25 protein-coding genes and 1 tRNA gene are annotated in these 24,828 nt (G+C 44.2%); 14 read left to right on the forward strand and 12 right to left on the reverse strand.

Features of this window, described 5'->3' with window-relative positions:
* Window positions 1–9: 9 nt before the first annotated feature.
* A complete protein-coding gene (locus tag AB4405_RS02970) occupies window positions 10–234 on the reverse strand; it encodes a DUF1656 domain-containing protein (RefSeq protein WP_372059567.1) in 225 nt (74 codons plus the stop codon).
* Window positions 235–494: 260 nt separating this feature from the next.
* Here AB4405_RS02970 and AB4405_RS02975 point away from each other — a divergent pair, with 260 nt between their 5' ends.
* The 4 genes from AB4405_RS02975 to AB4405_RS02990 all read left to right on the forward strand — a co-directional run bounded on the left by AB4405_RS02975 (window position 495) and on the right by AB4405_RS02990 (window position 4,259).
* A complete protein-coding gene (locus AB4405_RS02975) occupies window positions 495–1,178 on the forward strand; it encodes a spondin domain-containing protein (RefSeq protein WP_372059568.1) in 684 nt (227 codons plus the stop codon).
* Between the two features lie 9 nt (window positions 1,179–1,187).
* Window positions 1,188–1,883 carry a spondin domain-containing protein gene (locus AB4405_RS02980; RefSeq protein ID WP_372059569.1) on the forward strand — a complete coding sequence of 232 codons (696 nt, stop codon included), beginning with the start codon at window positions 1,188–1,190 and terminating at the stop codon, window positions 1,881–1,883.
* 84 nt (window positions 1,884–1,967) lie between these two features.
* A complete protein-coding gene (locus AB4405_RS02985; RefSeq protein ID WP_372059570.1) occupies window positions 1,968–2,741 on the forward strand; it encodes a response regulator transcription factor in 774 nt (257 codons plus the stop codon).
* A gap of 132 nt (window positions 2,742–2,873) precedes the next feature.
* On the forward strand, window positions 2,874–4,259 hold the full coding sequence (locus AB4405_RS02990) for a sensor histidine kinase (protein WP_372059710.1): 1,386 nt from the start codon (window positions 2,874–2,876) through the stop codon (window positions 4,257–4,259).
* Between the two features lie 147 nt (window positions 4,260–4,406).
* Here AB4405_RS02990 and AB4405_RS02995 read toward each other — a convergent pair whose 3' ends face one another.
* The 4 genes from AB4405_RS02995 to AB4405_RS03010 all read right to left on the reverse strand — a co-directional run bounded on the left by AB4405_RS02995 (window position 4,407) and on the right by AB4405_RS03010 (window position 8,619).
* On the reverse strand, window positions 4,407–5,498 hold the full coding sequence (locus AB4405_RS02995) for an ABC transporter ATP-binding protein (protein ID WP_372059571.1): 1,092 nt from the start codon (window positions 5,496–5,498) through the stop codon (window positions 4,407–4,409).
* Window positions 5,499–5,503: 5 nt separating this feature from the next.
* Window positions 5,504–6,388 (reverse strand): carbohydrate ABC transporter permease, encoded by an 885-nt coding sequence (locus AB4405_RS03000; RefSeq protein WP_198593062.1) that lies wholly within the window; start codon window positions 6,386–6,388, stop codon window positions 5,504–5,506.
* Between the two features lie 24 nt (window positions 6,389–6,412).
* Complete coding sequence (locus AB4405_RS03005; protein ID WP_372059573.1) at window positions 6,413–7,306, reverse strand: carbohydrate ABC transporter permease; 894 nt, start codon at window positions 7,304–7,306, stop codon at window positions 6,413–6,415.
* 86 nt (window positions 7,307–7,392) lie between these two features.
* Window positions 7,393–8,619 (reverse strand): ABC transporter substrate-binding protein, encoded by a 1,227-nt coding sequence (locus tag AB4405_RS03010; RefSeq protein ID WP_372059574.1) that lies wholly within the window; start codon window positions 8,617–8,619, stop codon window positions 7,393–7,395.
* 249 nt (window positions 8,620–8,868) lie between these two features.
* Here AB4405_RS03010 and AB4405_RS03015 point away from each other — a divergent pair, with 249 nt between their 5' ends.
* Both AB4405_RS03015 and AB4405_RS03020 read left to right on the forward strand, forming a co-directional pair.
* Window positions 8,869–9,876 carry a LacI family DNA-binding transcriptional regulator gene (locus tag AB4405_RS03015; protein WP_372059575.1) on the forward strand — a complete coding sequence of 336 codons (1,008 nt, stop codon included), beginning with the start codon at window positions 8,869–8,871 and terminating at the stop codon, window positions 9,874–9,876.
* 168 nt (window positions 9,877–10,044) lie between these two features.
* Window positions 10,045–12,423 carry a GH36-type glycosyl hydrolase domain-containing protein gene (locus tag AB4405_RS03020; protein ID WP_372059576.1) on the forward strand — a complete coding sequence of 793 codons (2,379 nt, stop codon included), beginning with the start codon at window positions 10,045–10,047 and terminating at the stop codon, window positions 12,421–12,423.
* A 134-nt stretch (window positions 12,424–12,557) separates the two neighbouring features.
* On the opposite strand, the gene rnb is transcribed toward AB4405_RS03020, so the two are convergent.
* Window positions 12,558–14,570 (reverse strand): exoribonuclease II, encoded by a 2,013-nt coding sequence (rnb, locus tag AB4405_RS03025; RefSeq protein WP_372059577.1) that lies wholly within the window; start codon window positions 14,568–14,570, stop codon window positions 12,558–12,560.
* Between the two features lie 386 nt (window positions 14,571–14,956).
* On the opposite strand from rnb, the gene AB4405_RS03030 reads away from it, so the two are divergent.
* The 3 genes from AB4405_RS03030 (at window position 14,957) to AB4405_RS03040 (ending at window position 19,490) form a co-directional block, all read left to right on the forward strand.
* Entirely contained in the window at window positions 14,957–16,891 is a 1,935-nt protein-coding gene (locus AB4405_RS03030; RefSeq protein ID WP_372059578.1) for a DEAD/DEAH box helicase, read from the forward strand.
* Between the two features lie 278 nt (window positions 16,892–17,169).
* Window positions 17,170–18,363, forward strand: a complete 1,194-nt coding sequence (locus AB4405_RS03035) for an acetate/propionate family kinase (RefSeq protein ID WP_372059579.1) — start codon at window positions 17,170–17,172, stop codon at window positions 18,361–18,363.
* A gap of 380 nt (window positions 18,364–18,743) precedes the next feature.
* A complete protein-coding gene (locus AB4405_RS03040; RefSeq protein ID WP_372059580.1) occupies window positions 18,744–19,490 on the forward strand; it encodes a hypothetical protein in 747 nt (248 codons plus the stop codon).
* Between the two features lie 67 nt (window positions 19,491–19,557).
* Here the strand turns inward: AB4405_RS03040 and AB4405_RS03045 are convergent, their stop codons facing one another.
* On the reverse strand, window positions 19,558–20,052 hold the full coding sequence (locus AB4405_RS03045) for a nuclear transport factor 2 family protein (protein ID WP_372059582.1): 495 nt from the start codon (window positions 20,050–20,052) through the stop codon (window positions 19,558–19,560).
* Window positions 20,053–20,173: 121 nt separating this feature from the next.
* Between AB4405_RS03045 and AB4405_RS03050 the strand changes: the two genes are divergently transcribed.
* The 5 genes from AB4405_RS03050 (at window position 20,174) to AB4405_RS03070 (ending at window position 21,467) form a co-directional block, all read left to right on the forward strand.
* Window positions 20,174–20,332 (forward strand): hypothetical protein, encoded by a 159-nt coding sequence (locus tag AB4405_RS03050; RefSeq protein ID WP_372059711.1) that lies wholly within the window; start codon window positions 20,174–20,176, stop codon window positions 20,330–20,332.
* A complete protein-coding gene (locus AB4405_RS03055; RefSeq protein ID WP_372059712.1) occupies window positions 20,329–20,403 on the forward strand; it encodes a hypothetical protein in 75 nt (24 codons plus the stop codon). Before AB4405_RS03050 ends, AB4405_RS03055 begins: the two co-directional genes overlap by 4 nt.
* A 43-nt stretch (window positions 20,404–20,446) precedes the next feature.
* Window positions 20,447–20,749: a hypothetical protein gene (locus tag AB4405_RS03060; protein WP_372059583.1), complete on the forward strand. Its 303-nt coding sequence runs from the start codon at window positions 20,447–20,449 to the stop codon at window positions 20,747–20,749.
* A 60-nt stretch (window positions 20,750–20,809) separates the two neighbouring features.
* Entirely contained in the window at window positions 20,810–21,079 is a 270-nt protein-coding gene (locus AB4405_RS03065) for a hypothetical protein (protein ID WP_372059584.1), read from the forward strand.
* Between the two features lie 256 nt (window positions 21,080–21,335).
* Window positions 21,336–21,467 carry a hypothetical protein gene (locus AB4405_RS03070; RefSeq protein ID WP_372059585.1) on the forward strand — a complete coding sequence of 44 codons (132 nt, stop codon included), beginning with the start codon at window positions 21,336–21,338 and terminating at the stop codon, window positions 21,465–21,467.
* Window positions 21,468–21,569: 102 nt separating this feature from the next.
* Here AB4405_RS03070 and AB4405_RS03075 read toward each other — a convergent pair whose 3' ends face one another.
* From AB4405_RS03075 to AB4405_RS03095, 5 genes are all read right to left on the reverse strand, one after another.
* Entirely contained in the window at window positions 21,570–22,052 is a 483-nt protein-coding gene (locus AB4405_RS03075; RefSeq protein WP_372059586.1) for a hypothetical protein, read from the reverse strand.
* Between the two features lie 27 nt (window positions 22,053–22,079).
* Window positions 22,080–22,283 (reverse strand): antitoxin Xre/MbcA/ParS toxin-binding domain-containing protein, encoded by a 204-nt coding sequence (locus AB4405_RS03080; RefSeq protein ID WP_372059587.1) that lies wholly within the window; start codon window positions 22,281–22,283, stop codon window positions 22,080–22,082.
* Window positions 22,284–22,526: 243 nt separating this feature from the next.
* Window positions 22,527–23,066, reverse strand: a complete 540-nt coding sequence (locus tag AB4405_RS03085) for a hypothetical protein (RefSeq protein WP_372059588.1) — start codon at window positions 23,064–23,066, stop codon at window positions 22,527–22,529.
* Entirely contained in the window at window positions 23,066–24,310 is a 1,245-nt protein-coding gene (locus AB4405_RS03090; RefSeq protein WP_372059589.1) for a tyrosine-type recombinase/integrase, read from the reverse strand. Before AB4405_RS03090 ends, AB4405_RS03085 begins: the two co-directional genes overlap by 1 nt.
* A 192-nt stretch (window positions 24,311–24,502) precedes the next feature.
* Window positions 24,503–24,593 (reverse strand) — tRNA-Ser (locus tag AB4405_RS03095).
* Window positions 24,594–24,828: the final 235 nt, after the last annotated feature.

The following is a 24,828-nucleotide window of genomic DNA, read 5'->3' on the forward strand; positions in this document are numbered from 1 at the left end:
AAGCTGGATCTAAAAGAGAAGCAAGTATTGGCTGATTAATAGTGCATAAATGGTGGCAATCGCGACTTCTACGACAGCATACGCATAAAAACATCGGTGCCACTTCATATAAATAACGACTTTGCTGGTCAACAGCGTAAGCAGATAACTCAGAACGCACACTAACAAGAAAGGGGGGAAATAGATCCCTCCCAGCTCAAGTTCATGAGGCATCGAAACGAGTGAATATGGCATTGGTTTCTCATTCATCTTGTTGAAATGATAAGTGAGTGATGTCGACATTTAACACTAACTCACTTGACTAGTAGAGAGTTTATAAGTGTGTTGTAGAAATCAGTAATCGGTTTTGTAGGATGATACCCATCCAAAGTATGGTGAGTATTCATGGATAAACTTGTGAGATTTTTATGAGAACTGTGTGAAAGGGGAGATAGATATAAGGTGCATGCTTATTGGGTATTAAGAACGATCAAACCAATAAGGATGGAATTGACATGAACAAACATACTCAGCTAGGACTTATTTTTACATCGGTGACGGCCGCACTTTCCGGTGTTTCCGCACAAGCCGCTGAACTCGATATTACGCTAACCAACGCCACTAAGGGCATTTACTTTACGCCGTTGATTGTCGCGGCACACGATTCAACCCTCGTGATGTTTAGAACAGGCGAAAGTGCTTCTCCTGAACTTGAAGCGATGGCAGAAGGTGGCGATATTTCTGGGCTTTCATCCGTAATAGCGAATGCCGGTGGTGTCGTCGTAGAAAACCCAGCAAGTGGCATTCTTAACCCAGGTGATCAAACAACATTCTCTATCGACACCGGCACAATGAGTTACTTGTCAATTTCGGCTATGTTACTGCCGACAAATGATGGGTTTGTTGGACTTGATAGTTGGGAAATACCGAGCGAAGCCGGGACTTATAAGGTGCGACTCCGTGGGTACGATGCGGGTACAGAAGCAAATGATGAATTAGCAGCGAGCATGCCTAATCCACCATTCATTACTTTCGGTGCTGGGGGCACTGGTGTTGAAACAACCGTGACAAACGCCAAGGTCCACGTTCATGCGGGAAATCTTGGTGATAGTGATCCTGCCGCAGGCATCAGTGATTTAGACAGTGCAAGCCATCGTTGGTTAAATCCGGTTGCCACTTTAACTGTTGTTGTTAAGTAAGGGATTATTATGAAATATAAACTATTCATGATTGCCAGTTCCGTCGCTTTACTAGCAGGTTGTCCGGATGATTCAAACAATACGAGCGCCGACACGATGCGAACGTACACCGTAACGGTGAAGAATACGACGGCCAATCAACCCATGTCTCCTCTCGCGGTACTTGCTCATAATAACCAGTACGAACTATTTTCTGTTGGCGTTCCTGTATCGCTTGAGCTTGAAAAACTCGCAGAATCGGGCAGCAATAGTGACATTCTAAGCTTGCAAACCACCCAAAGTAATGTGGAATTGGGGATTTCTGGTAATGGACTGATCCTTCCAGGGTCATCAGATACCGTGACTTTTAGTATTGATTCCTCTAGTGCAAATGAATTGTCATTGGCATCAATGTTGGTTAACACCAATGATGCATTTATTGGGGAGACAGGTATTAGTCTCGACTCATTAAGTGTGAATGAGAGCTACGAGATGGCAATGAGCGTATGGGACGCGGGGACAGAGGGCGATAGCGAGTCTTCCAGCACCATCCCGGGTCCTGCTGGTGGAGGGGAAGGTTTTAATGCGGCTCGTGACGATATAGATAGACTTGCGTTTCATGCGGGGGTTATCTCTGTTGATGACGGATTAGTTGGCTCTGCATTGAATGCCAGTCACCGCTTTGCAAGCACCGGTGCCTTGTTGACGATAATTCGTACCAAGTGAAAGATATCGCGCCTTGCTTCGGTCTGGTTTTCTACTGCGTGATTAAATTCGCGTTATTTCACTAAACCAAAGCAAGGAGCGAGCATGGTCACAAAGGAAAGACCAGTCACTGAAGTATTAAACCCTGACGCCGCGACGATCATGCTAGTGGAGGACGACGAAGACCTCGCCGGCTTGATACAAATGCACCTTAAATTTCAGGGCCATCGCGTCATTCGAGCGACAAGTGTCAAAGAAGGCATTGAGCGCTATAGTGAACAATCCATTGATATGCTGGTACTGGATCGCGGTCTTCCTGATGGTGATGGATTAGATGTCTGCTTGCAGCTGAGACATCAAAACGACTGGGTGCCAATAATCATGATGACGGCGCGCGATTCAGAGATGGACAAAGTTGATGGACTAGAAGCAGGGGTGGACGACTATATTACTAAGCCTTTTAGTGTACTCGAGTTTCAGGCGAGGGTACGAAATACTCTTCGACGTCATCATCGCCAGCATAAGACCGAACACCTAACGCCCATCCATTCAGAAACAAAACACGAGTCGCCAGCATTAAGTTTAGGCTCATTGTCTATTTATCCTGAGCAACACACGGTAGCACTTGCAGGTCAACATCTTGATTTAACGGCGACCGAATTCACGCTCTTGCATTTTCTTGCACGTCGTCCCGGTCGCGTATACAGCAAGGATGAGTTGCTGGAACATGTTTGGGATACGCATCATAGTGGTTATCATCACACGGTTTGTAGCACCATTAACCGCCTACGAACCAAGCTACACAAGGCTCATAGCGTACATAATTATATTCAAACGGTGTGGGGCGTGGGGTACAAATTTTTGCCGGATAGTGTGTGATGCATGCTTGTGAAAATCAGCCATAACACAATCTTTCGAGTGCTTTGGAGTTGATGTGGGCGCTAAAAATAAAAAATCGTTTTGAAATTCGATGCAATGGAGGAAGTCATGGTGCCAGGTAACAAGGCTGCGATGAGTTTTAAATCTCGCTTAATTTTGCTAACCAGTGTGTGGTTTTTATTGGCGTCGGCACTTATCGCCTTCACTTACGATTGGCAAAGAAAAACGACGGAACTCCGAACAAAACAGAGCCTACATAAAGAGCTGGCTTCGCATATGCGCGACGATAACCCTTTGATGATTGGCACCGATTATAATCCAGTGGCACTCAAGTCTATTTTTCATACTTTGATGTTGATAGGTCCCGACTTTGAGATTTATTTTCTCGATAGCCAAGGCAATATTACCAGTCATGCCGCGCCAGAAGGCGCCGAGCTAATGGATAAAGTGGACACGGCTCCGATCCAACGTTTTCTGATCAACGAGCCGTTTCCTATTCTTGGTGATGATCCCCGACACCGCGACCAAAAGAAAGTGTTTTCAGTGGCTGCAATTACTGAATTAGGCTCGACCATCGGATATTTATACGTGGTTATTGGCAGTAGTCGACATACCGACATTGCTAATTCGCAACTGGATACACCCTACCTAGCACTCGCGTCACTCATTCTCTTGTCTATTTTGGGTTTCAGCCTACTTGCGTATTGGCTCGTTAAGCGCAGTTTATTGTTGCCGATGGAACGTGTGACGAGAAACTTGCAAGAGCAGGCAGAACAAGACTTTCGTTTAACCCCTGATTTTACGCATCAAGTGCCTGAACTAGTGCCGATTGCAGAGCAATATCAACTCATGGCAAAACGGATACAACAACAATTTTTGCAGCTTGAATATCAATCCAGTGCACAGCGTGAATCTCTTATGACATTAAGTCACGATCTGAAAACGCCTCTGTCGAGTGTGTTGGGTTATTTAGAAACTTGGCGCTTACAAAGCTCGACCCCTGATCCATTAATCGATATTGCTTTCAATAATAGTGTCAAACTCTCAGCTCAGTTGCAGTCTCTGCTTGAGGCTGCGAAACAGCAACCGGCGTTACCGGTTTATCAATATGAATCCGTTAATCTTTCTAAGGTGTTACACACCTGCAAACAAACGATTCAAGTTGAGCTAAACCGGCGCGCGTTAACCTTATATATGGATACAAATCGTGAAATTTGGACGATTGGAGATGAGTCACTTTTAGAGCGAATGTTGTTAAACCTCTTGGAAAATGCGATACGACATAGCCCTTTTGGGGGGCAAATTATCGCTACGGTATTGGAGAATACAGAAGGCAGACGAATTGAATTCAGTCTCGTTAATAGCATTGAACCCCAAGCAAAAAATGGCAGTCTAGGTATCGGAACGAAAATCGTAAAATCGATTCTTATGCTTCATCATAGCTATCTTCAAACCGATATTTCAAGTGACCGATACGTACAGCGGTTTGAATTAGAGTCCGTGAATGTTTCGACGTAGAAGTTAGACATTGCGAGTCTGTTTAGCTTCATATTGTCACCCTAATGGGCCGAAAAAGCCGCGCTGCTGTTTGAGCAACACGGCTTAAGTATCAACTTAATAACCTGATTTTCTATGTGGTTTACATAGAGAGTAGGTCACAAAAAATCACATCCTTTGCGTGGTTTCTGAGTCAAAGATTGAACAACGCGTCGCATCAACCTTGACGGTAATTTGATCGCCAGCATGGATCTCAAATTCAGTGGTCGTGCGGTGAGACAGTGTGTGGTCAGCATCAAACTGAGTCCAAACGAGGGTATCTGATCCCATGGGTTCAACCAACTCTATCGTGCCTGTAATACTATTTTCCTCATCATTATGCTCTAGAGACGTGAATAAATGTTCTGGTCGCATGCCTAATGTTACGGCTTTTCCGTCAGTGATTAATGACTTAAATGGATAAGACGTAACGTTTAGCACCAAATCTTTAGAACGGAAGTAAGTAATGTCACCCTCTACCTCAAGCTTCCCTTCAACACAGTTCATCGCTGGAGAACCTAAAAACGTGGCGACAAACAAGTTAGCGGGTTTGTTATAGACATTGTGAGGGGTATCCAACTGCTGGATAATACCATCTTTCATCACTGCAATTCGGTCAGCCAGCGTCAGTGCTTCGATCTGGTCATGAGTGACGTAAATCATGGTGGACTTCAATGTATTATGCAGTTTTTTGATTTCCAATCTAAGCTCTGCACGCAGCTTGGCATCAAGGTTTGATAATGGTTCGTCAAACAGATAGATGTCAGCATCTCGAACAAGGGCTCGCCCTATGGCAACACGCTGGCGTTGGCCCCCGGAAAGCGCGGAGGGTTTTCGATCAAGCAAGGGTTCAAGCTGCAATAGTTTAGCCGCCCATTGTACCTTCTTATTGATCGTATCTTTGTCGACACCCGCAATCCGCAACCCGAACGACATATTTCGCTCAACCGACATGGTTGGATAAAGGGCATAGGATTGAAAAACCATCCCAATACCGCGGTCCTTTGGATCGGTCCATGTGACATCTTTGCCGTCAAATGAAATGCTGCCGCCACTTGAGTCAATAAGGCCACCGATAGCGTTAAGCAATGTGGACTTACCACACCCTGAGGGCCCCAGTAGAACCAAAAACTCACCATCATTAATATACAGGTCTAACTGCTTGACGACTTTTGTGCTCTCATAACTAATGTCGAGCTTGTTGATGTTAACTATACCCATGATGATTATCCTTTTACTGCGCCAGAAGCTATGCCTCTAACAAACCAACGTCCCGACGCCACATAGATGATAAGAGGGACCAAAGAAGTAAGAATGGTAGCGGCCATGTTGACGTTGTAGGCACGCTCACCGGTTGTGGTGTTGACGATATTGTTAAGTTGCACGGTCATCGGTAGATTGTCTGTGCCTGCAAAGACTAACCCGATCAAGAAATCGTTCCAGATATTCGTCACTTGCATAATGACTGCTACGATGATGATAGGTACCGACATCGGTAGCATGATGGAGAAAAATACTTTAAAGAATCCTGCACCATCAATACGAGCGGCATTGAACAGTTCCATTGGTAAGGTACTGTAATAATTGCGAAACAGTAGCGTCATGATAGGCATACCAAAAATAACGTGTGAGACTACAACGCCTGTTAAAGTGCCGTAGATACCTAAATCGGCATAAACACGAATCAATGGGTAGATGAACACTTGGTACGGAATGAATGCGCCCAGCAACAAGCAAGCAAACAGCAGGTTTGCGCCTTTTATTTTCCAAAAGGAGAGGGCATAACCATTTATTGCACCAAATAAAACAGAAATAATGACACTAGGGATCAATATCTTTACTGAGTTCCAAAAGCCCACTTGTAAGCCGTTACATTCTAAGCCAGTACAGGCGCTGCTCCATGCTACTTTCCATGAATCAAAGGACAGCTGCTGTGGCAAGGCAAAAATACTGCTCATGCGAATTTCGTCGAGTTCTTTAAATGACGTGACGATCATGACATACAGTGGCAATAGGAAAAAGAGCGCGGTAATGGTTAGAAAACCATAGATGCCGATGCGTCCCCATCGTGCCTTAACCGAGGTTGGGCGTTTAGTGGCAGCTGGCGTCATCGTAGGTGAGAGAATACTCATAGCTTACCTACCTTGTTTCTTGATGTAGTTGGTGTAAATAAACGGTGCGATTAAACACAGTACGGTGGTGAGCATGACAGTAGATGCGGCGGTCGCAATGCCAATATTGGCGCGCTCAAAGAGGTTATCCATAATAAACTTCGCCGGTACTTCACTGGCGACACCCGGTCCGCCTAACGTCATGGCTACAACAACGTCATACATCTTGATGATACTGATGGACAGCAGTACGACGGTGGTAATAATCATTGGACGCAGCATCGGTAAGATGATGCTGAAATAAACTCGCCACGTCGGAATACCGTCTATTTTTGTTGCTTTCCATAAGTCTTCATCAATACCTCTTAACCCTGCTAATAATAGCGCCATCACTAGGCCAGAGCCTTGCCAAACGGCTGCAATAATAACGGTGTAGATCACCATGTCAGGATTGACGATCCAGTCAAAAGTAAACGATTCCCAGCCCAAGTTGTGCATGGCGTTTTGAATACCGAGCTGTGGGTTGAATATCCATTGCCAAACGAGTCCGGTAACGATAAAGGACATGGCATAAGGGAAAAGAAAGACAGTCCTAAAGAAACTTTCCGCTTTAATTTTTTGATCAATAAAAATAGAAAGTAAAAAGCCGAGAACAAAACAAATAGCGAGAAACAAAAAGGCGATGACTAATAGGTTTTCTAACGATGTGACCCAACGTGATGTCTCGAATAGACGTTCATATTGAGAGAATCCGACAAAGTCATACTTAGGCAGCATTCTTGAGCTGGTAAATGATAGCCTTACCGACCAAAACATCGTACCCATGTAAGCGACAATGACAGTAAAAGCCATTGGTAGTATTGCTACATAAGCCAATGTGTTTCTTCGAATGTGCCGCTTAATGGCGACTAGATCCATGCGGGATCTCCCTTATTTAGTTAGATGAGAGATAAAATAGGCACCGTCCTTGAGGGAAGGTGCCAAGTGTAAGGTGCCAAGTGCGTTTAGTCGCGAAGTGCGCGCTCGAAAATTGTCACGGCTTGCGCGGTGGTGATGTTTGGTGAGTTCCAAACCTCGGTCACGGCATCTTTTAACGAACCGTACAAATATTCTTCCATTAACATTGACCCATCTGGGATTTGGCGGTCAGCGACTTTTAGAATGGCTGCGCCTTTTTGTGCACAAATATCCATTGAGGACACATCAATATCGGTTCGAACTGGAACTGAACCTTTCAGGTTATTGAATTCGACTTGTGTCGCTGGTTTAAGCATGGATTCAACGAGACTCTGCTGAGCGGCGATTTGGTCTTTATCATCGGTTTTAGGGAAGACGAACACGTCGCCACCAACGATGTAAAGCGAGTCATCGCCTAAACCTGGGAAACAACCGTAATCTTGGCCCGGAATTTTGTTGGCCTGAGTAAACTCGCCTTTTGCCCAGTCCCCCATGACTTGAATACCGGCTTTATCGTTAATAACTAGGCTGGTGGTGTCATTCCAGTTACGACCTGGGGACCCTGTGTCAACATAAGGTTTAAGTTTTAGGAAAGTATCGACAACCGTTTTAAATCCATCAGAGTTTAATGTCTCAGCGTCTCTTTTACCTAAGGCATCGAGATAGAGTTGTTTACCCCCTATGTTACTGAGCACCGTGGCGAACAGTAGATTTTCTTGCCAGTTTTGTCCTCCCAGTGCGAGTGGGATATAACCGGCCTCTTTTAGCTTATCAAGGGCAGAGAACAATTCTTCAGGAGTTTGGGGCTCTTGCTCAATACCAGCTTTATCAAACGCTTCTTTTGAATACCAGAACCAGCCAGGCATGTGGATATTGACCGGCGCAGCATAAAAATGGCCGTTAACTTTAATCGCGTCCAGGGTAGGTTGAGGTAGGATTTGGTCCCAGTTATTTGCTTTAGCGACGGCATCAATATTATTGAGCATGTCTTCCGCAATCATCTCGTGATACTGCTGCGAGGTGTTAAACAGTGCGGCGGTTGTTGGAGAGCCACCAATCATACGGTTGATGGCCGCCGATCGTGCATTAGACCCGCCTGCGACGGCGCTGTCTTTCCATGTTCCGCCGTCCGCTTCATAAGCGTCCGCAAGTACTTTAATCGCCGCAGATTCACCGCCCGATGTCCACCAGTGCATAACTTCTGCTTCTTCTTTAGCAAAAGCGGGGGAGACGGCGATAGCGATAGCAGCAGCAAGTGTCACGTTCTTGATCATGAGAATACCCTTTCGTTGTTTTGTTATAGTCCTAAGTAGTATTTCTATAATGGAATCGATTCCATTTATTATTTTATAGCGCTTCTTTCTCATCAGATCTAGGAACTTTTTGAGTAAATTATAAACATGAGAAATTGGTCACGAATTCTGCGTATTTGTGTGTTAAGTGTAAAAATTGATGTCTTAAACGGTGTAATTTCACTAATATAAGTGAAATATAGTAGTGACTAGTCCATAGGGTGACAACAAATGGCGACGATAAAAGATGTAGCAAAACTGGCAGGAGTTGGAGTTGGAACTGTTTCCAGATACCTTTCTGGTAATGCCTCTATTTCAGCTAAGACAATGGATAAAGTGGCCGCCGCAATGTCGGATCTCAATTATCGGCCAAACAGCATGGCACGCTCATTATCGTCGAAAAAGTCGAATATCATTGGATTATGGGTGCCATCATTCTCTGGGTCGTTTCATCGAAAGATGCTGCAAACCATCGAAAGAGAACTACGGAAACGCGATAAGCACATCATCCTTGCCAATGCGGAGGATGCAACGACGGATAAAGAGCGGATAGCGTGCTTAGATTATCTCATTGAGAGAGACTGCGATGGCATTCTAATGTCGTGTCCAGAGTTGTCCGTGGTTGAACTAGCAAAAATTGAAGCACGGTACCCGAAAGTGGTGTTCATTAACCGTGATATCGACGAACTCGAGCAAAAAACCTTTAGCGCCGATCATTATCAGGGAGGCAAGTTAGCGGCTCGTCATTTGGTTGAGTTGGGGCATAAGAATATTGCCGTTGTGAGCGGACGAATGAGCGCGCAAGATGCAAAAATGCGTCACCAAGGGTTTATCGATGAGTTGAGAGCCTCAGGGATAGAGGTAGATGCCGACCTAGTTGAATCTGGTGGCTACAGTTTTGAACAAGGCGCGGTGGCCACACAAAAATTATTGGCTAAAGACAAGCCGTTTACCGCGTTGTTTTGTGGTAATGACAACAGTGCAATGGCCGCGATGGCAACACTACATCGACAAGGCATTCGTGTTGGCGTAGACATCTCAGTTATTGGTTATGACGACATCGATATATCGAGTTATACATCGCCAGCAATGACGAGCGTTCATGTGCCGTTAGAAGAAATATCTCGTAATGCTTGTCATCAATTATTGAACTTATGTTACGACGAAAAGCTGCCTATTGCCTCCCATTTTGAACCGACACTTAATGTTCGTGATTCGACGGGTTCAGTGCAAAAATAACAATACGTAGCGTAATAATACACGGGTTCATAAACCGTATTTAATGAATGTGGTTCGAAGAATGCCATTGAAGAAATCATCCTAAATTACTAGAAAATTCGTGGGCTTAGTACGTTAACAAGCCCGTCTAGATAGATAAAAACTATTACGTGTAAAGAGGTCTCATTCATGTCAACATTTCTCGATCAGGGAACCCGATTTTCATTAACGGATCCAACGCTTCTTCCTAATTCGGCGGGTTATCTCTGGAATCGTAAGATGATGATTCATGTTAATTGCCAAGGTTACGTTGTCGCGCAATACATGAATCCAGAACCAAAAAAATATACGCATGTACCAAATCTAGCCGCGACGAGTTTTATGCAGCCGGAACAGCCTTATTTTGCCCATCATCCAGGTCGCTTTTTTTATGTGCGAGATGATGAAACGGGCGAGTTGTTTTCCGCACCATTTGCGCCGATTAAATCCAAGCTGGATAGCTTTGATTTCCAACCAGGTCTAAGCGACGTTAAGTGGATCGTTAAACATCAAGGCATTGAACTGACGATTACTCTTACGTTAGGTGAAGATGAAGCCGCTGAATTGTGGCATGTCGAAGTGTCTAACAAGGGGGCCACACCGCGTAAGCTCTCTGTCATTCCTTATTTTCCAGTTGGTTACATGTCGTGGATGAACATGGGCGCACATTATGATGAGTCGCTCAATGCGATTGTTTGTACTTCAATCACCCCTTACCAAAAGCTAGAAGATTACGAAAAGAACAAGCACTTAAAAGATATGACATTTTTTGCGTCTGACGTTATCCCTGATGCTTATGAGACCAGTCTCCCTCGTTTTGAAGGGCAAAGCGGCTTACATAACCCGGCGGCATTGCAAGGATTTGCGGATCTCTGCAGTAAAGAAGCCCATTACGAGATGCCTATTTGTGCGATGCAATTTAAGCTAGACCTCGAACATGAGCAAAAGAAACAACTGAATTTCGTCTTTGGTCCGGCGCTTGATAAGTCCGAGATTAGCCATGTTGTTGCCCGTCATTCCGGAGATGAAAAAGTGGCGGCAACCCAAGCGTATGAAGAATATATATCGTCAGGCTCCGGTGTGGTAGAAATAGAGACATCTGATGTTGCGTTAAATCATTTTGTGAATCACTGGTTACCAAGACAGGTTTTTTATCATGGTGACACCAATCGATTGACGACTGATCCTCAGACTCGCAATTACCTGCAAGATGGGATGGGGATGGCGTACGTGAAAAGTGACGCTACACGAGCTGTGATCCTTACCTCATTGTCTCAACAAAAGATGGATGGAGAAATGCCTGATGGCGTATTACTGACGCCAGAAGCCACCTTGAAGTACATTAATCAAATCCCTCACACTGACCACTCTGTATGGTTGGCATTAATTCTTGATGCCTACCTCAATGAGACGAATGATTGGGGCCTCTTACAACAGGACGTCGCGTGGGTAGATGATGACGCTAGTGCGTCAGTACTCGAACATATGAATCGTGCCATGAACCACATGTGTGAAGCGAGAGATTATCGAGGCTTGCCATTCATTGCTCAAGGTGACTGGTGCGACCCGATGAACATGGTGGGTCCGAAAGGAAAAGGCGTCTCGGGTTGGCTAGCGCAAGCGCTAAGCGTTGCGTTGCAAACTTGGATAAGAATATCTAGAAAATACAATGATGAATCCATAATTCAGCAATTTGAATCTATGGTTGAAGAATTGGCCACCATTTCACATGAGTATCTGTGGAAAGGGGATTGGTACGCGCGTGGTATCACGGATGACGGCGTAACGTTTGGTGTCCCAGAAGATAGTGAAGGGCGTATCTTTTTGAATACCCAAAGCTGGGCATTTATGGCCAATATGCCTAATGCGGAACAGAAAGCAAAAATGTTAACCGCGATTGACGAGCAACTTGATACACCTTATGGCGTCATGTTATGTGCGCCTGCGTTTACTCAAATGCGAGAAGATGTGGGTCGTGTGACACAAAAGTGGCCAGGCTCAGGGGAGAATGGTTCTATTTACAATCATGCCGCCGCGTTTTATGCCGCGAGTCTTTATGCCATAGATGAACCTGACCGAGCATTTTCAGTATTGAGGAAAATGGTTGCTGATCCGCAAAGTGATACCTTTGAGCGTAGAGGCCAATTGCCTGTCTATATTCCCAATTATTATCGTGGTGCATATTATCAATACCCCGACACGGCAGGTCGTTCCAGTAACTTGTTTAATACGGGTACTGGTGCATGGTTTTATCGCATGATTATTGAAGAAATGCTCGGTCTTAAGGGATGTGAAGAAGGCCTTTCCATTCAACCTAAAGTACCTTCTGAATGGTCAAATTTTTCGGTCAAACGATCGTTTCGTGGTGCGCAGCTACATGTGACGTATCAACGTACCTCAGAGGTAACGAAGGTTGAGGTGATCATGGATGGTAAGAAACTAACGACTAATATACTGCCAGGGCTTCAATCAGGTGGTTGCTATCAAGTTACGGTACTTCTACCGCGAGAGAACGCACATTCGGTATAGCAGAGTGAATGATGTAGATGGCTAGGCAATAGACGTCGAGATCCGTGTTATAAAAAAAGCCAGTTGGTCCTCCAACTGGCTTTTTTATTCGTCTTGTACATTTAGTCCAATGTTGTCACCGGACTATAGGCTGATTATTCTGACTCAGAAGAAGCGCTGTCTTCCGTTGTCGTCACTGGTTCAGCAAACACTTCAACGGGCTTTGCAACAATACTGCGTGTTTCTTGGTTCACATCATTTAAGACGACTTTGAGTGTATCACCTAATCGATACACCAAATTTTGGTCGATAGTGACAGTGCCATTTTCGTTATTGCTAACGATTCGGTCTTTGTTGTTTACTATTAGCGAGTTTGGAATGAACACGGCAGCGCCGTTTTCAGTCAATCGAGCTCGCATACCCGCACGATTAATGTCAAAGATTTCTGCCAAAAATTCGGTGCCGTTCTTTGGTTCGTTTGCAAGAGTTCGAGCGTACAACCAATCTCCGACATTACGCTCTGCCATTCTATGATGTTTGCGGTGAACGGCTAGCTCATCACCCAAGACATCATCCGGCTTTTGTATTGGTTCCGCGTTAGTAATGTGCGCTTTTAGAAGTCGGTGGTTGACCATGTCGCCGTATTTACGAATCGGTGATGTCCATGTCGCATAAACATCGAGGCCCATCGCATAATGCGGTAGAGGTTCATTGCCTACTTCGCTGTATGCTTGGTACTTACGTACTCGGTTGTCTAGGTAGCTTGAGTCCAATCCGCCTAAATCACGGCGCAAGGCAGCAAAGCCGTCCAAAGACATGATTTGCTCTTCAGTGTAGATGGGTTCTTCATTCGGTGGGTTGACCAACTCAAGAACGTCTTTTACCTTCTCTGGTTTAAAACCAGCATGGGTGTTAAATACACCGTAACCAAAGGCTTCTTTTAGAGTGCGACCTGCACAGATGTTGGCGGTAATCATCGCTTCTTCTACAAGGCGATTAGCGCTACGTCGAGAGTCCGCATGAATCGCAACAACGTCATTATCTTCGCTGAGTTCAAATCGATAATCTGGGCGGTCTGGGAACACAACTGCGTTAGCTTGACGCCAAGCTGCACGCGCCAATGAGAAATCGTACAAGTCACGAACAACCTCAGCAATTTCTTCACTTGGTTGCCATGCTTCGCTTGAGCCATTCTCTAACCAATCAGAGACATGTTGGTAAGCAAGTCGCGCGTGAGATTTCATGTTCGCAGCAAAAAATTTGATGTCATCTTGAATAACACCGTCTTTATTGACCGTGACAGAGCAGCAAAGGGCAGGACGCTCGGCATTTTCAAGCAATGAGCATACATCGTCTGCTAAGTCGCGCGGTAACATTGGAATATTACGCCCTGGGAGATAGATGGTGTAGCCGCGTTGGCGAGCCACAATGTCCATTTCATCTTCGGGAGTAATATAGGCCGTTGGGTCAGCAATGGCGATTGTTACTTCGAAGTCGCCATTGTCTTTCTTCTTAGCAAATAGCGCATCGTCCATATCTTTGGTCGATTCGCCGTCAATAGTAACGAATGGCATAGACGTCATGTCGGTACGTGTGAGCGCTGCATCGTCTTTTATTTCCCATGCGTCTAAGCCAGCTGGCTCAGTGTTGGGTAAATCATTTTGCGCTAAGGTGACCCACCATGGCGCAATTTTGTCATCGCCGTCGGTGATTTTTTGAGAAATTTCTGCCAAAAATCCGTTGTCACCTTTTAAAGGGTGATTGATAACATGAGCGACCACCCAATCTCCGTCATTAAGATCATCGCTCTTAATGCCTTTTTGAGTTTTTGCTTTTAAAGACAGTTTTTTAAGCTGCGGATGATCCGGTGTGATATTAAGGCGGCCTTTAAAGCGCTTTACGCGGGCAATAAAGCGGGTAACACCTTGTTCAACAAGTTCTTGAGGCTCTGCTAGTTCGCGATCTTTATCCGTGCGTATAATGGCAACCACTTTATCGCCGTGCATGCATTTTTTCATATACGGTGGTGGGATAAAGAAACTGGTTTTCGCGTCGACTTCTAAAAAGCCAAATCCTTTCTCGGTTGCTTTGATTGTGCCTTCTTTTTTAGGAAGGTTCTCTTGAATCTGCTGTTTGAGTTGGGCGAGTAGCGGGTTATCTTGAAACATGTATCTACTTCTTAATAATGAAAGTGCCCTCACTATACCCAAACGCTTGGTTATTGCCTAGTTCAAACTCAAGTGTAGTCGCGCACCTATCATGCAGCAATAACGTAACGAAATGCCTAAAGTTTTGCCACATTGATGGCACATTACTCAAAAATGACAGTTCAAGAATAAAATTGTGATGTATTTCAATTTTTTCTGGCTTTTTTTGTGCTTTTAGTGAATAATCCGCCTCCTTGTTTACGTCCCTAGTGGCTTGATGCGATTTTCACTTTTCCGCATCTGAATGGAATCAGCTCTTATCTACTGTTTTTAAAGCAGTATTGGATCAGTTTGGAATTGGTAGAGCTCATGGGACCTGTGTTTATATTTACTTTAATGGGATCCCAATGCAAGAATCTGCAATTCAATTCAATGAATTAGCTCTTAACGACAACATTCTTTCTGCTCTAGACTCTATGGGCTTTGTATCGCCAACTCCAATCCAGGCGGCTGCAATTCCTCTATTGTTAGAAGGAAGAGATGCGTTAGGTAAAGCTCAGACGGGTACGGGCAAGACAGCAGCATTCTCTTTGCCGCTTCTTAACAAAATCGATCTTAATCAGCATAAGCCTCAAGCAATCATCATGGCACCAACACGTGAGCTTGCTATCCAGGTTGCTGCTGAAATCAAAAACCTTGGTCGTGACATCAAGGGCTTGAAAGTATTAGAGATCTACGGTGGCGCTTCTATCGTTGATCAAATGCGTGCTCTAAGCCGCGGTGCTCACATTGTTGTGGGTACACCTGGTCGTGTTAAAGACCTTCTAAACCGTGACCGTCTACACTTAGACCAAGCACATACATTCGTTCTTGATGAAGCGGATGAAATGCTAAAAATGGGTTTCGTAGATGACGTTACTTGGATTCTAGAGAAAGCACCAGAAACCGCTCAACGTGTTCTGTTCTCTGCAACTATGCCTCCAATGGTAAAAACGATTGTTGATCGCTACTTGCGTGATCCAGCTCGTGTTGATGTTGCAGGTACTAACCACACGGTTGATAAAGTTGCTCAAAACTACTGGGTAGTAAAAGGCGTAGAGAAAGACGAAGCAATGGCTCGCCTTCTTGAAACTGAAGAAATCGATGCGTCTATCGTTTTCGTTCGTACTCGTCAAGACACTGAGCGTCTAGCTGACTGGTTAACTGCACGTGGCTTTAGCGCGGCAGCACTACACGGCGACATCCCTCAGTCTCAACGTGAGCGTACTGTTGACAACATCAAACAGGGTTCAATCGATATCCTAGTCGCGACTGACGTTGTTGCTCGTGGTCTTGATGTACCACGTATCACTCACGTATTTAACTACGACATCCCATTCGATGTTGAGTCATACATTCACCGTATCGGTCGTACTGGTCGTGCTGGACGTAAGGGTAAAGCTATCCTTCTTGTTCGTACTAACCAAATCCGTATGCTGCGTACGATTGAGCGTGTAACTAAGTCTCAAATGGAAGAAATTCAACTTCCACCACGTGACCAAGTTGCTGAAGCTCGTCTAGTTAAGCTTGGTGCTGAGCTAGAAACTGAGAAAGGCCACAAATCACTAGAAAGCTTTGCTGAGCTAATCGAAAAGCTTCAAGAAAGCCTAGAGATCGATGCTGCGACACTTGCTGCGATTCTGCTTAAACGTCAACAAGGCAAACGTCCTTTGTTCTACGTTGGTGCTGATCCAATGATTGAAGCTATCGAGCGTGACAAAAAACGTCGTAAAGAACGCCGTGACAATCCTGATGCAGGTCGTCGTGAAGGTGGTCGTAGCTTCAACACTCAAGATTGGGATACTTACCAACTTCAGGTTGGTCGTGAGCAAGGCGTTCAAGTTAAAGATATCGTTGGTGCGCTAGCGAACGAATTAGGCCTAACTAAAGGCTCTATTGGTGCTATCAAACTTGATAAAGGCCAAACGTACGTTCAACTGCCTAAGCAGATGACTACTGATGTAGCAGGTAAGCTTCGTAAGCTTCGCATTCGTCAGAAAGAAGCGGGCGCTGTTGTTGTTGAATTCAATGATTTCCGTGAGTCTCGTGGTCCTCGTCGCGATGGCGGTGGTGCTGGTGGTCGTGACAACCACCGTGGCGCTCGTCGTGAAGGCCATCGTGGTCAACGTGATGGAAACCGTGAAGGCGGCAATCGTGAAGGCGGCGGCTACCGTGGTAACCGTGACGGTGCTAACCGTGGTCAACGTGCTGAAGGTGAACGTCGTTTCGATCGTAACCGTGGCAGCGACCAACGTGGAAGCCACCGTGGCGAACGTGGTCAATCACGTAACACTGAGTCTTAATGTCATTAAACATTAAGCACTAAATGAAAGCCGAGCAAATGCTCGGCTTTTTTGTGTCTGTTAATAAATTTTCTAAGTGAATGGCTACTAGTGATAAAAAACACGATTAAATTCAATGGGTGAATTAATTTAAAATTTGATCTTCGTCAAGAAATATCATTTTGAAACAAATATTCTTATAAAACAAATTTGAAAGATTCAAAAATTATTGAATAATACAATAAGATTATATGGGAAGGCTTCTTTCCCCTTTTCGCTCAACAACAGGATACATTTTCATGTCTGATTCGTTTGTTCTCGTCATCAACTCCGGTAGTTCATCTCTTAAATTCGCCGTCATCGATTCTCAAAGTGGAGAGGCTGTATTAAGTGGGTTAGGTGAGTGTTTCGGTTTGCCTGATGCACGCATGGCTTGGAAATTTAATGGACAAAAAACCGAAGTTGCCGTTGAAGGTGAAGGTAACCACCACAAACTTGCTATTGGTAAGTTGGTTGGCCTAACTGAAGAATTAGGTTTTTCTGATAACATCGTCGCGATTGGCCACCGAATTGTTCACGGTGGTGAGAAATTCACTTCGACGGTTCGCATCGACGAGACGGTGACACAAGAAATTGAAAAACTTGCTGACCTTGCTCCGCTGCATAATCCAGCAGGTGCCATTGGTATCCGCGCGGCTATTGAAGCATTCCCAGCGCTTCCGCAATTCGCTGTATTTGATACTGCTTTCCACCAAACAATGCCAGAGAAGGCGTTCACTGGCGCTATCTCAAATGAGTTGTACACAGAATACGGCATCCGTCGCTACGGTTTCCATGGAACAAGTCACTACTTCGTTAGTCGTGAAGCGGCGAAGATGCTCAACAAGCCAGTAGAACAATCGAGCTTTATCTCGGTTCACCTTGGTAATGGTGCGTCTGTTTGTGCAATTAGTAATGGTGAGAGTGTCGATACGTCTATGGGCTTCACTCCTTTATCTGGTTTGATGATGGGTACGCGTTGCGGAGATTTAGACCCAGGCATTATTGAATTCTTGATGAAGAAAGGTTGGAGCCAAGAGAAGGTCTTTGAGACACTAAACAAGAAGTCTGGCTTCTTAGGTGTGTCAGGCATTACTTCTGACGCTCGTGGCGTGCTAGAGGCGATGGAAGACGGTCATGAAGGTGCTAAGCTTGCCTTTGAAGTCTTCACATACCGTGTAGCGAAGTACATTGGTTCTTACTTGATTCCTCTAGATCACCTAGACGCGGTTATCTTCACCGGTGGTATTGGTGAAAACTCACTACCAATTCGTCGTGAAATCATGCGTAACCTTAAATTGCTTGGCTTTGTCGAAGACGAGAAGGGTAACGAAGACGCGCGCTTCGGTGCTGCTGGTATCGTAGGTAAGTCTGAGCTTTTGGGTGCGGTGGCTATGGTTATCCCAACCAATGAAGAATTTGTGATTGCTCAGCAGTCGGTAGAACTACTGTAATAGATTCTAAGAAAATCAGATAATGAAAAGCGAGCCCAAGTGGCTCGCTTTTTTGTTTTGCATGTTGATTAAACCATCACGAACGATACTTTCTTCGTCTAGTAGACCTTCGAGTCAACGAGGCAAGTGCTGAGTTATTTATGCTCCAAAGTGAGCTAGCTCGGTGTTGAACCTGATTTCAATCCTCGCAATTTGACTTAGTTTTCGTCATGCCTAGAGCATCTAACTATGTGGTCAAATTTGCTAATCCATTTCAGACCGATATTCTCTAATGTAAGAGGGTGACTCGGCAGATAAGTGATCTGATGTACAGAAGTTGCAAAAAATGTAGTGGGGGTCTACTTTTGTGAGAACATCCGACTTTAAGATGGTGATTGTGAATGAGCAAAAAACTAAAGAGTGCATCTAACCTTTATCTCGATGGTATCCGTGATGGCAATATCCAACAGGCTGTGAGAGATAATACAGGCCGACGCTATACGCAACATAGTACCGGTGTGAAGAATGGCATCGAAGGCTTTATTGAATTCTTCGAGCCCTTTTTGGTGCGTTGCCCGATTAGGGATATTCAGATTGTTCGCTCTATCGTTGATGGTCAGTATGTGTTTTTACAGGCATATCAGGACATCAACAATGGTGACGCAAAATGGGTGACCACGGATCTATTCGATACTGATAACCTGGACAAAATTATTGAACATTGGGATGTAATCTCGGCTTTTGAGCCTATTGTTGGCTCTAGCAATGATGCGGTCAACGGACCAACGGAGATCCATGATCTTGAGAAGACGGATACCAATAAAGAAACCGTGCGCAATTTTTTGTGCGATGTAATGGTGTTAGGACACCGTGAAAGGCTAGCCGATTACATTGATCTAGATGAGCTAGTTGTTCATGCTTCAAAGGGGGTTGGCGTGTTTGATGACTATGTTGGTAGCTATGACCACGTCTTTAAGATCATCGGACAAGGCAACTTTGTTGTCGCTTTCAGTCGAGTAAAACAAGAAGGTCAAGAGATCGCTCGTTTTGATATTTTCAGTTTGCAGGGGGGTAAAATAAGAGAGTTGTGGGTTAATCAAGAGCTTGTGCCACCTAAGGTGGAATGGGTAAACGGCGGTAAGTTTTAACGTGTTTTCAACGCTCTCAGTGGTATATATAAACTGCCACTGAGAGTGATGACTCGAGAACGAAGACCTAATTTTTGTCATGATAGGCCAGAGAAACTGCGTAGCTGTTCTCGAACCAGTTCCAACTCTTAACACTGCCATCCTCAACATGTACACGAACGGCCCAACTGAATACACCAGTATCCTTTCCAGTTTCATTGGCTATCGCACTCATCGTACCCATAAACACAGCCTGGTCACCATTCACAAAGCTGTAGTCAGTTGTCCAGCTGGTTACCTTTAAGCCTGCACCAAAGCGTGGCAGGAAGGTTTCAAGAACGGTTTTCTTTGATTCCCATGTGCCGATCCAAGGGATTTGTGAGTCACCTTCATTATGCCAAACAAAATCATCGGCCATCAATTCTTTTAGCTTGTCCATGTCACCCGAGCCAGCAGCCATTAAGAACGCCTGAGCAACCTCTAAGGTCTGCGTAGTTTGGTCTTGACCATCAGCGTTGGCCAAAGTGAGGTTGAAAGCAAAAATCAACCCAATGAAATAACGCGTTAGTTTTCCTTTGTGCATCGTAGAGTCTCCAAGAATATTCTATAGTGGTGAATAGTTCATCACTATCAACATAGTTACAGATTCCAAATTGATCAACAGGAGTCACTACAACTATACGCTCAACCAATGGTCGAAACTGGTGGTTTACTCAGGTCATCACGAGCTGCGTATCAGTAACATCACGGCTGAAAATGCTATCCGTCCGTGGTCGGTCGCAAGGCTTGGCTGTTCTCCGATATATCACAAGGTGCCAAAGCAAGTGCTGTCTGCTACAGTTTGGCTGAAACTGTTAAGTTGAACGGACTGGAACCATACAACTACCTACATACCCTTCTTACTCAGCTACCCTACGCTGAAAATCTTGAGTAAATAGAAGCGCTACTACCTTGGAACTTGGCTAAAGACTAGATCGTTGTGGTTAGCGGTTCACGCGTTACGAGACTTTGAGCCTCCTGAAATGAGAGAGGTTGTGGGTTTTCTCGATAATGGTGCAGTGGTTACAGTTGAAGGTCTACGTCAACAAATTGTTCAGGAGTTAGATGATTATCAGAGGCAAATCTTGGGCGGTGAGTTCAACACATCTAGTCGCTTCTACACGAGAGATAAACAAGGCAAACTTAGGCGATTAGGCGAAGTCGAATCTGTCAACATAGTTGCTGAGTACCTTAGTACCAGTCTTAGGGCTAAGGATATTTCTATAGTGAAAGAGCATTAGACTAAGAGTCAAAACCGTATAGATATTACGGCTACTAAATTGTTAGGAGGACGCCGCTGCTTGCTTGTCATTGAAGCTAAAGGGCAATGGCATAAAGAACTATATAGTGCCGCTTCAACTCAACTTTATGAGCGATATTCAATTCATCCAGATGCGGAACAGCAAGGTATCTATCTAGTTTTTTGGTTTGGCACTGATGAGATGGTAGCTAACTCTAAAAAACATGGCATAACTAGTGCTCAGGAGCTGAAGCTATCTATTGAGTCAACTTTACCTACTGAATTAAAAGGGGTTATTGATGTGTTTGTTCTAGATGTATCTTCTTCTTAATTTTATTTGAGTCAGTGTAAGTTACAGACCAACCTTGAATAGTTTTAGTTAAGTCACCTCACAAGCGTTGAAGGTTTCAAAATACTTTTTCCAATCTGATGCAAGTAATTTAAGGCAATGCCTCATAAATCATTTACGTCCAGAAAAGTGTCAGTTCGGTTTTTATCAGCTGTGTGATCATCAAGCGATTCTGTTGAGTTCGGTCTCAGTTGATGTATGCTTAGAAAGTGATTCGACTAAGTAGGAAGAATTGGACATGATAGATTTCATCAACAACAACCTTGCTCTTCTGCTGGGCGTTGGCTTAGGTCTGTTTGCAGGGATGATTCTAGCGTACTCATATGTTGGGAAGAGACTGGTTGCGCATCGCAGGCAGCGAGAAAGCTAACTTTGGTATGCGTGAAACTTAGTATATTGGTCAAGAGCTGAACAATATTGGATTGCCATATCTTCTCACCGAATTAAGTAACAAAGCCGACCTATGCATCCGTTACTTTGATGGCCTACTAAAGCTGACATCTAAGGGAATCGTCGATTGAAAAAACGGGGTTGTTATGTCATGAAATACCGCGTGAAGATCCTTTTGAGAATGCGCAACAAAGACAACTCGCACGTTCTCTACCGAGCGAACGGTCAAAAGTGACCGTAACCATCCAGCACAATTAGTATCTTTCAAAGCATCGACGCCATGAAGCCAAAGCCATTTTGGATGCTCACTTTGCTCAATCGCCTCATTAAGCTCTTCAGACTCAGCATATAAGTCGGTAAGCTCAACTAAATCAATGCTTATAACCGTAATACCAAGTGACTCGTTAATTCGATTGATTTCGTCGACTAGAGAAGAATCGAGTTGTTCATCAAGAACATGAAACCTTAGCATCTGTAGTTCCCAAATACCTCTGACGTAACGCTCTAAGCCTAGATCGTAATCATTGAAGTTGAACTCTATGCTATCTAAGGTTGGTGCTTGCATTGGTTGCCCTCATTGCATTAGTGCCAGTTAAGATAAGTCACCAAGCTCAATTCTACTAATGACTTCCAGTACTTTGTGGTGTCCCTGTGGCGTATCTAGAACATCCAGCGGTGTTTCATTATTGAAGACAACTTTCGGTGTTGTGAGCCACTCTTCCGCCATTAGCCTATCACCTTCAAATAACTGAAGTAATCTTGCCCTTATGTTCCTATCAATATGTTCAATTTTCATGTGTTGCTCCTCCGAGTAGGCGAGGCAAGCCTCGCCAATTCAATAACCAATTAAGTACTAGCTAAATCTTGCAAAAGCGTGATGTTGCGTAATTTTGGCATTCCTTTTTTAGGTGTCGTATCGTCGATAACACAAACAGACAAGTCAGTGCGTTCGTTAAATTTACTGGCTAGGCACTTTACTTCGATGGATATGACTTGTTTAGTGGTCTTATCTTCAATCTCCAGAATACTTCGCGTTGTATCAAGTGATTTGTATTTGTGAGTGACGCAAAACAATAGTGGCAACAGCAGCTTCTATGTCTGTCGCGGGGATGACGCATTCAGCGACATCGTGAACGTTTATGTACTGGAATTGATGCTCGCTGCTGAGTACAACTTTCAAATAGTGCTGAAGCCGTTTGCCTGTCATGAAATATTGTCGAATCTCACTCGCGAACTTTTGATAAAGAAAGTAGGGAATTGCTAACCCGTTGGTTGTATCTTGCTGTTCAAGCCAATCTATAAATGAGTAGTCTTTAATGCCTAGTAGTGCTTTGAAGTTCTCGAATCCACCAAGGACGATATTGCATTGCCTAGATGAAAGACTTTCGGTTATAAAATCAAGCTCTTCGAGCCACGGGCACTTAGTTAGTTGATCGCATACATAGTCAATAATACCGATTTCAGCTTGAGTGATACCCTGATGAAGAAAGTAAGACAAATCAAGCGTGTCACGATAACTCGCCCCATTCTGTAGAGCATTGATGAGTTGAGTACGATAGTGATTGTTTAATCGAGTCATTACGATTTCTCCCCGTCAAGGTTCACTTTGAATGCATTGACGATTACTCGCAGTTTTGGCAGTTCAAGTTTCTTTCCGTATCGACCAAACGTCATGTTCGCATTAACATGTCCGACGATCTCTGCTACTTCATGATCTAAAATACGAGCGATCTTTAGCTCATCAATAAACGTATGGCGTAAACCATAGGGAGTTGGGCGCTTGCCAGGTTTCATGCCTATTTTGGTCTGCATTTTTCCGAACACACTTCGGTAGTGTTTTGACCAGTCATCATCTCTCCCAAACGGAACAAAGTTGAAAATTGCACGATTACGACGCTTGGTTCTCTGCTCAACAAACTCAATAAACCCGTTCGCTAAAATCTCGGAGTGCAGCGGGATGGGTCTAACAGCATGCTCATTCTTTAAATGCTGCTTAGAAGCATTGTCTGTAATGGAAAGGTAGCAGATACCACCTTGATGCTTAATATCGTTTGTATGCAGCTGACATGCTTCATTCGGGCGCAAACCATGATAAAGCTGAAGCAGTGTGACCCATTTAAAGTCGTCATTTTTTCTAAGGTACTCAGGGTGAGCAAAGAGAAATTGAAGCTCCTCTTGTGTCCAGCGATCTCGCTCTTCACTAGCATGTTTTATTGCTTTGAATTTACCCGTGATGGACTCTGCTGGATTTGGCGAAGCGTAACCCATGATGTTTAACCATTTTAGGAATTGTTTTGTCGAGGCGAAGTAGTCTTTGTTTGTTTTTGGAGCACGTTTTTCACTATTGAGCACATCGAGATAACGCATGATATCAGCGGACGTTGCTTCTGCGATGTAGTGCTTCTCTGTGTACTGAATAAAGTGATTAATACGTTGCTCTAGTTGATGGCAGGTTAAATGATTAACCCGTGATGCTTTTTTACTATCAATGAAGAGCTTCAGATAGCCTCGATACGGAAAAGGGTTGTGCACATCTTCGCTAGTACTACCTTCAGGAAGGTCTGATCCAAACTCATCCTCAAAATCGACATCAGTGTCGAAAACAGTTGGCTTTGCAACAACAGGTTTTTGAATCGGTCTTGGTGGCGACGACGGGATGATGTAGAAAGACTGCTCTCTAATAGCCTGAATACGCTGGTTAAGCGCGGATTTGAAGTCTTTGTATGGAATAGGGTGTAATGTTTGGCACGCAAAGAACGCTTGCTTGATACAAGCTGCGATATCAAAGTTACGCTGGATAGCCACATGACGATCTTTGGTCATGAGCGAAACTTTAATATCGAACGGGTAACCCTGTTTCAGAAGGGGTTTAGGAGTGCAAACGCGAGAGAAATATAAGCCGTTTGTAGATTTTAAAAGGTACATTGGTCCACCTCATCGGAGAAGATAGGGGATTTGCAATGTTTAGATACGAAAAAGCCCTTGAAATTCAAGGGCTTAATGCGTTTTAGAATATGGCGGAGAGATAGGGATTTGAACCCTAGAAGGGCTATTAACCCTTGCCGGTTTTCAAGACCGGTGCTTTCGACCACTCAGCCATCTCTCCGTTGTTGGCGCTTATAATATTCATATGATTAGGTACTGTAAAGCGTAAATGTGACCAGAACGAACTGTTTGCTTAAATCATAATCACTTTGTACTTTGAATAACCAAATCTGCCATTTTAAGAACTGAAACACACGATAATGCTTTCAAATCGTTGCTATATGAAATCGGTCACAAACTAATAAAATATTGTTTTTTTAGCTAACTTATTGAATTTTAAATATAAAACACTGTTC

Origin of the sequence: Vibrio sp. 10N.261.51.F12 (assembly GCF_041471725.1) — a bacterium.
GTDB lineage: Bacteria > Pseudomonadota > Gammaproteobacteria > Enterobacterales > Vibrionaceae > Vibrio.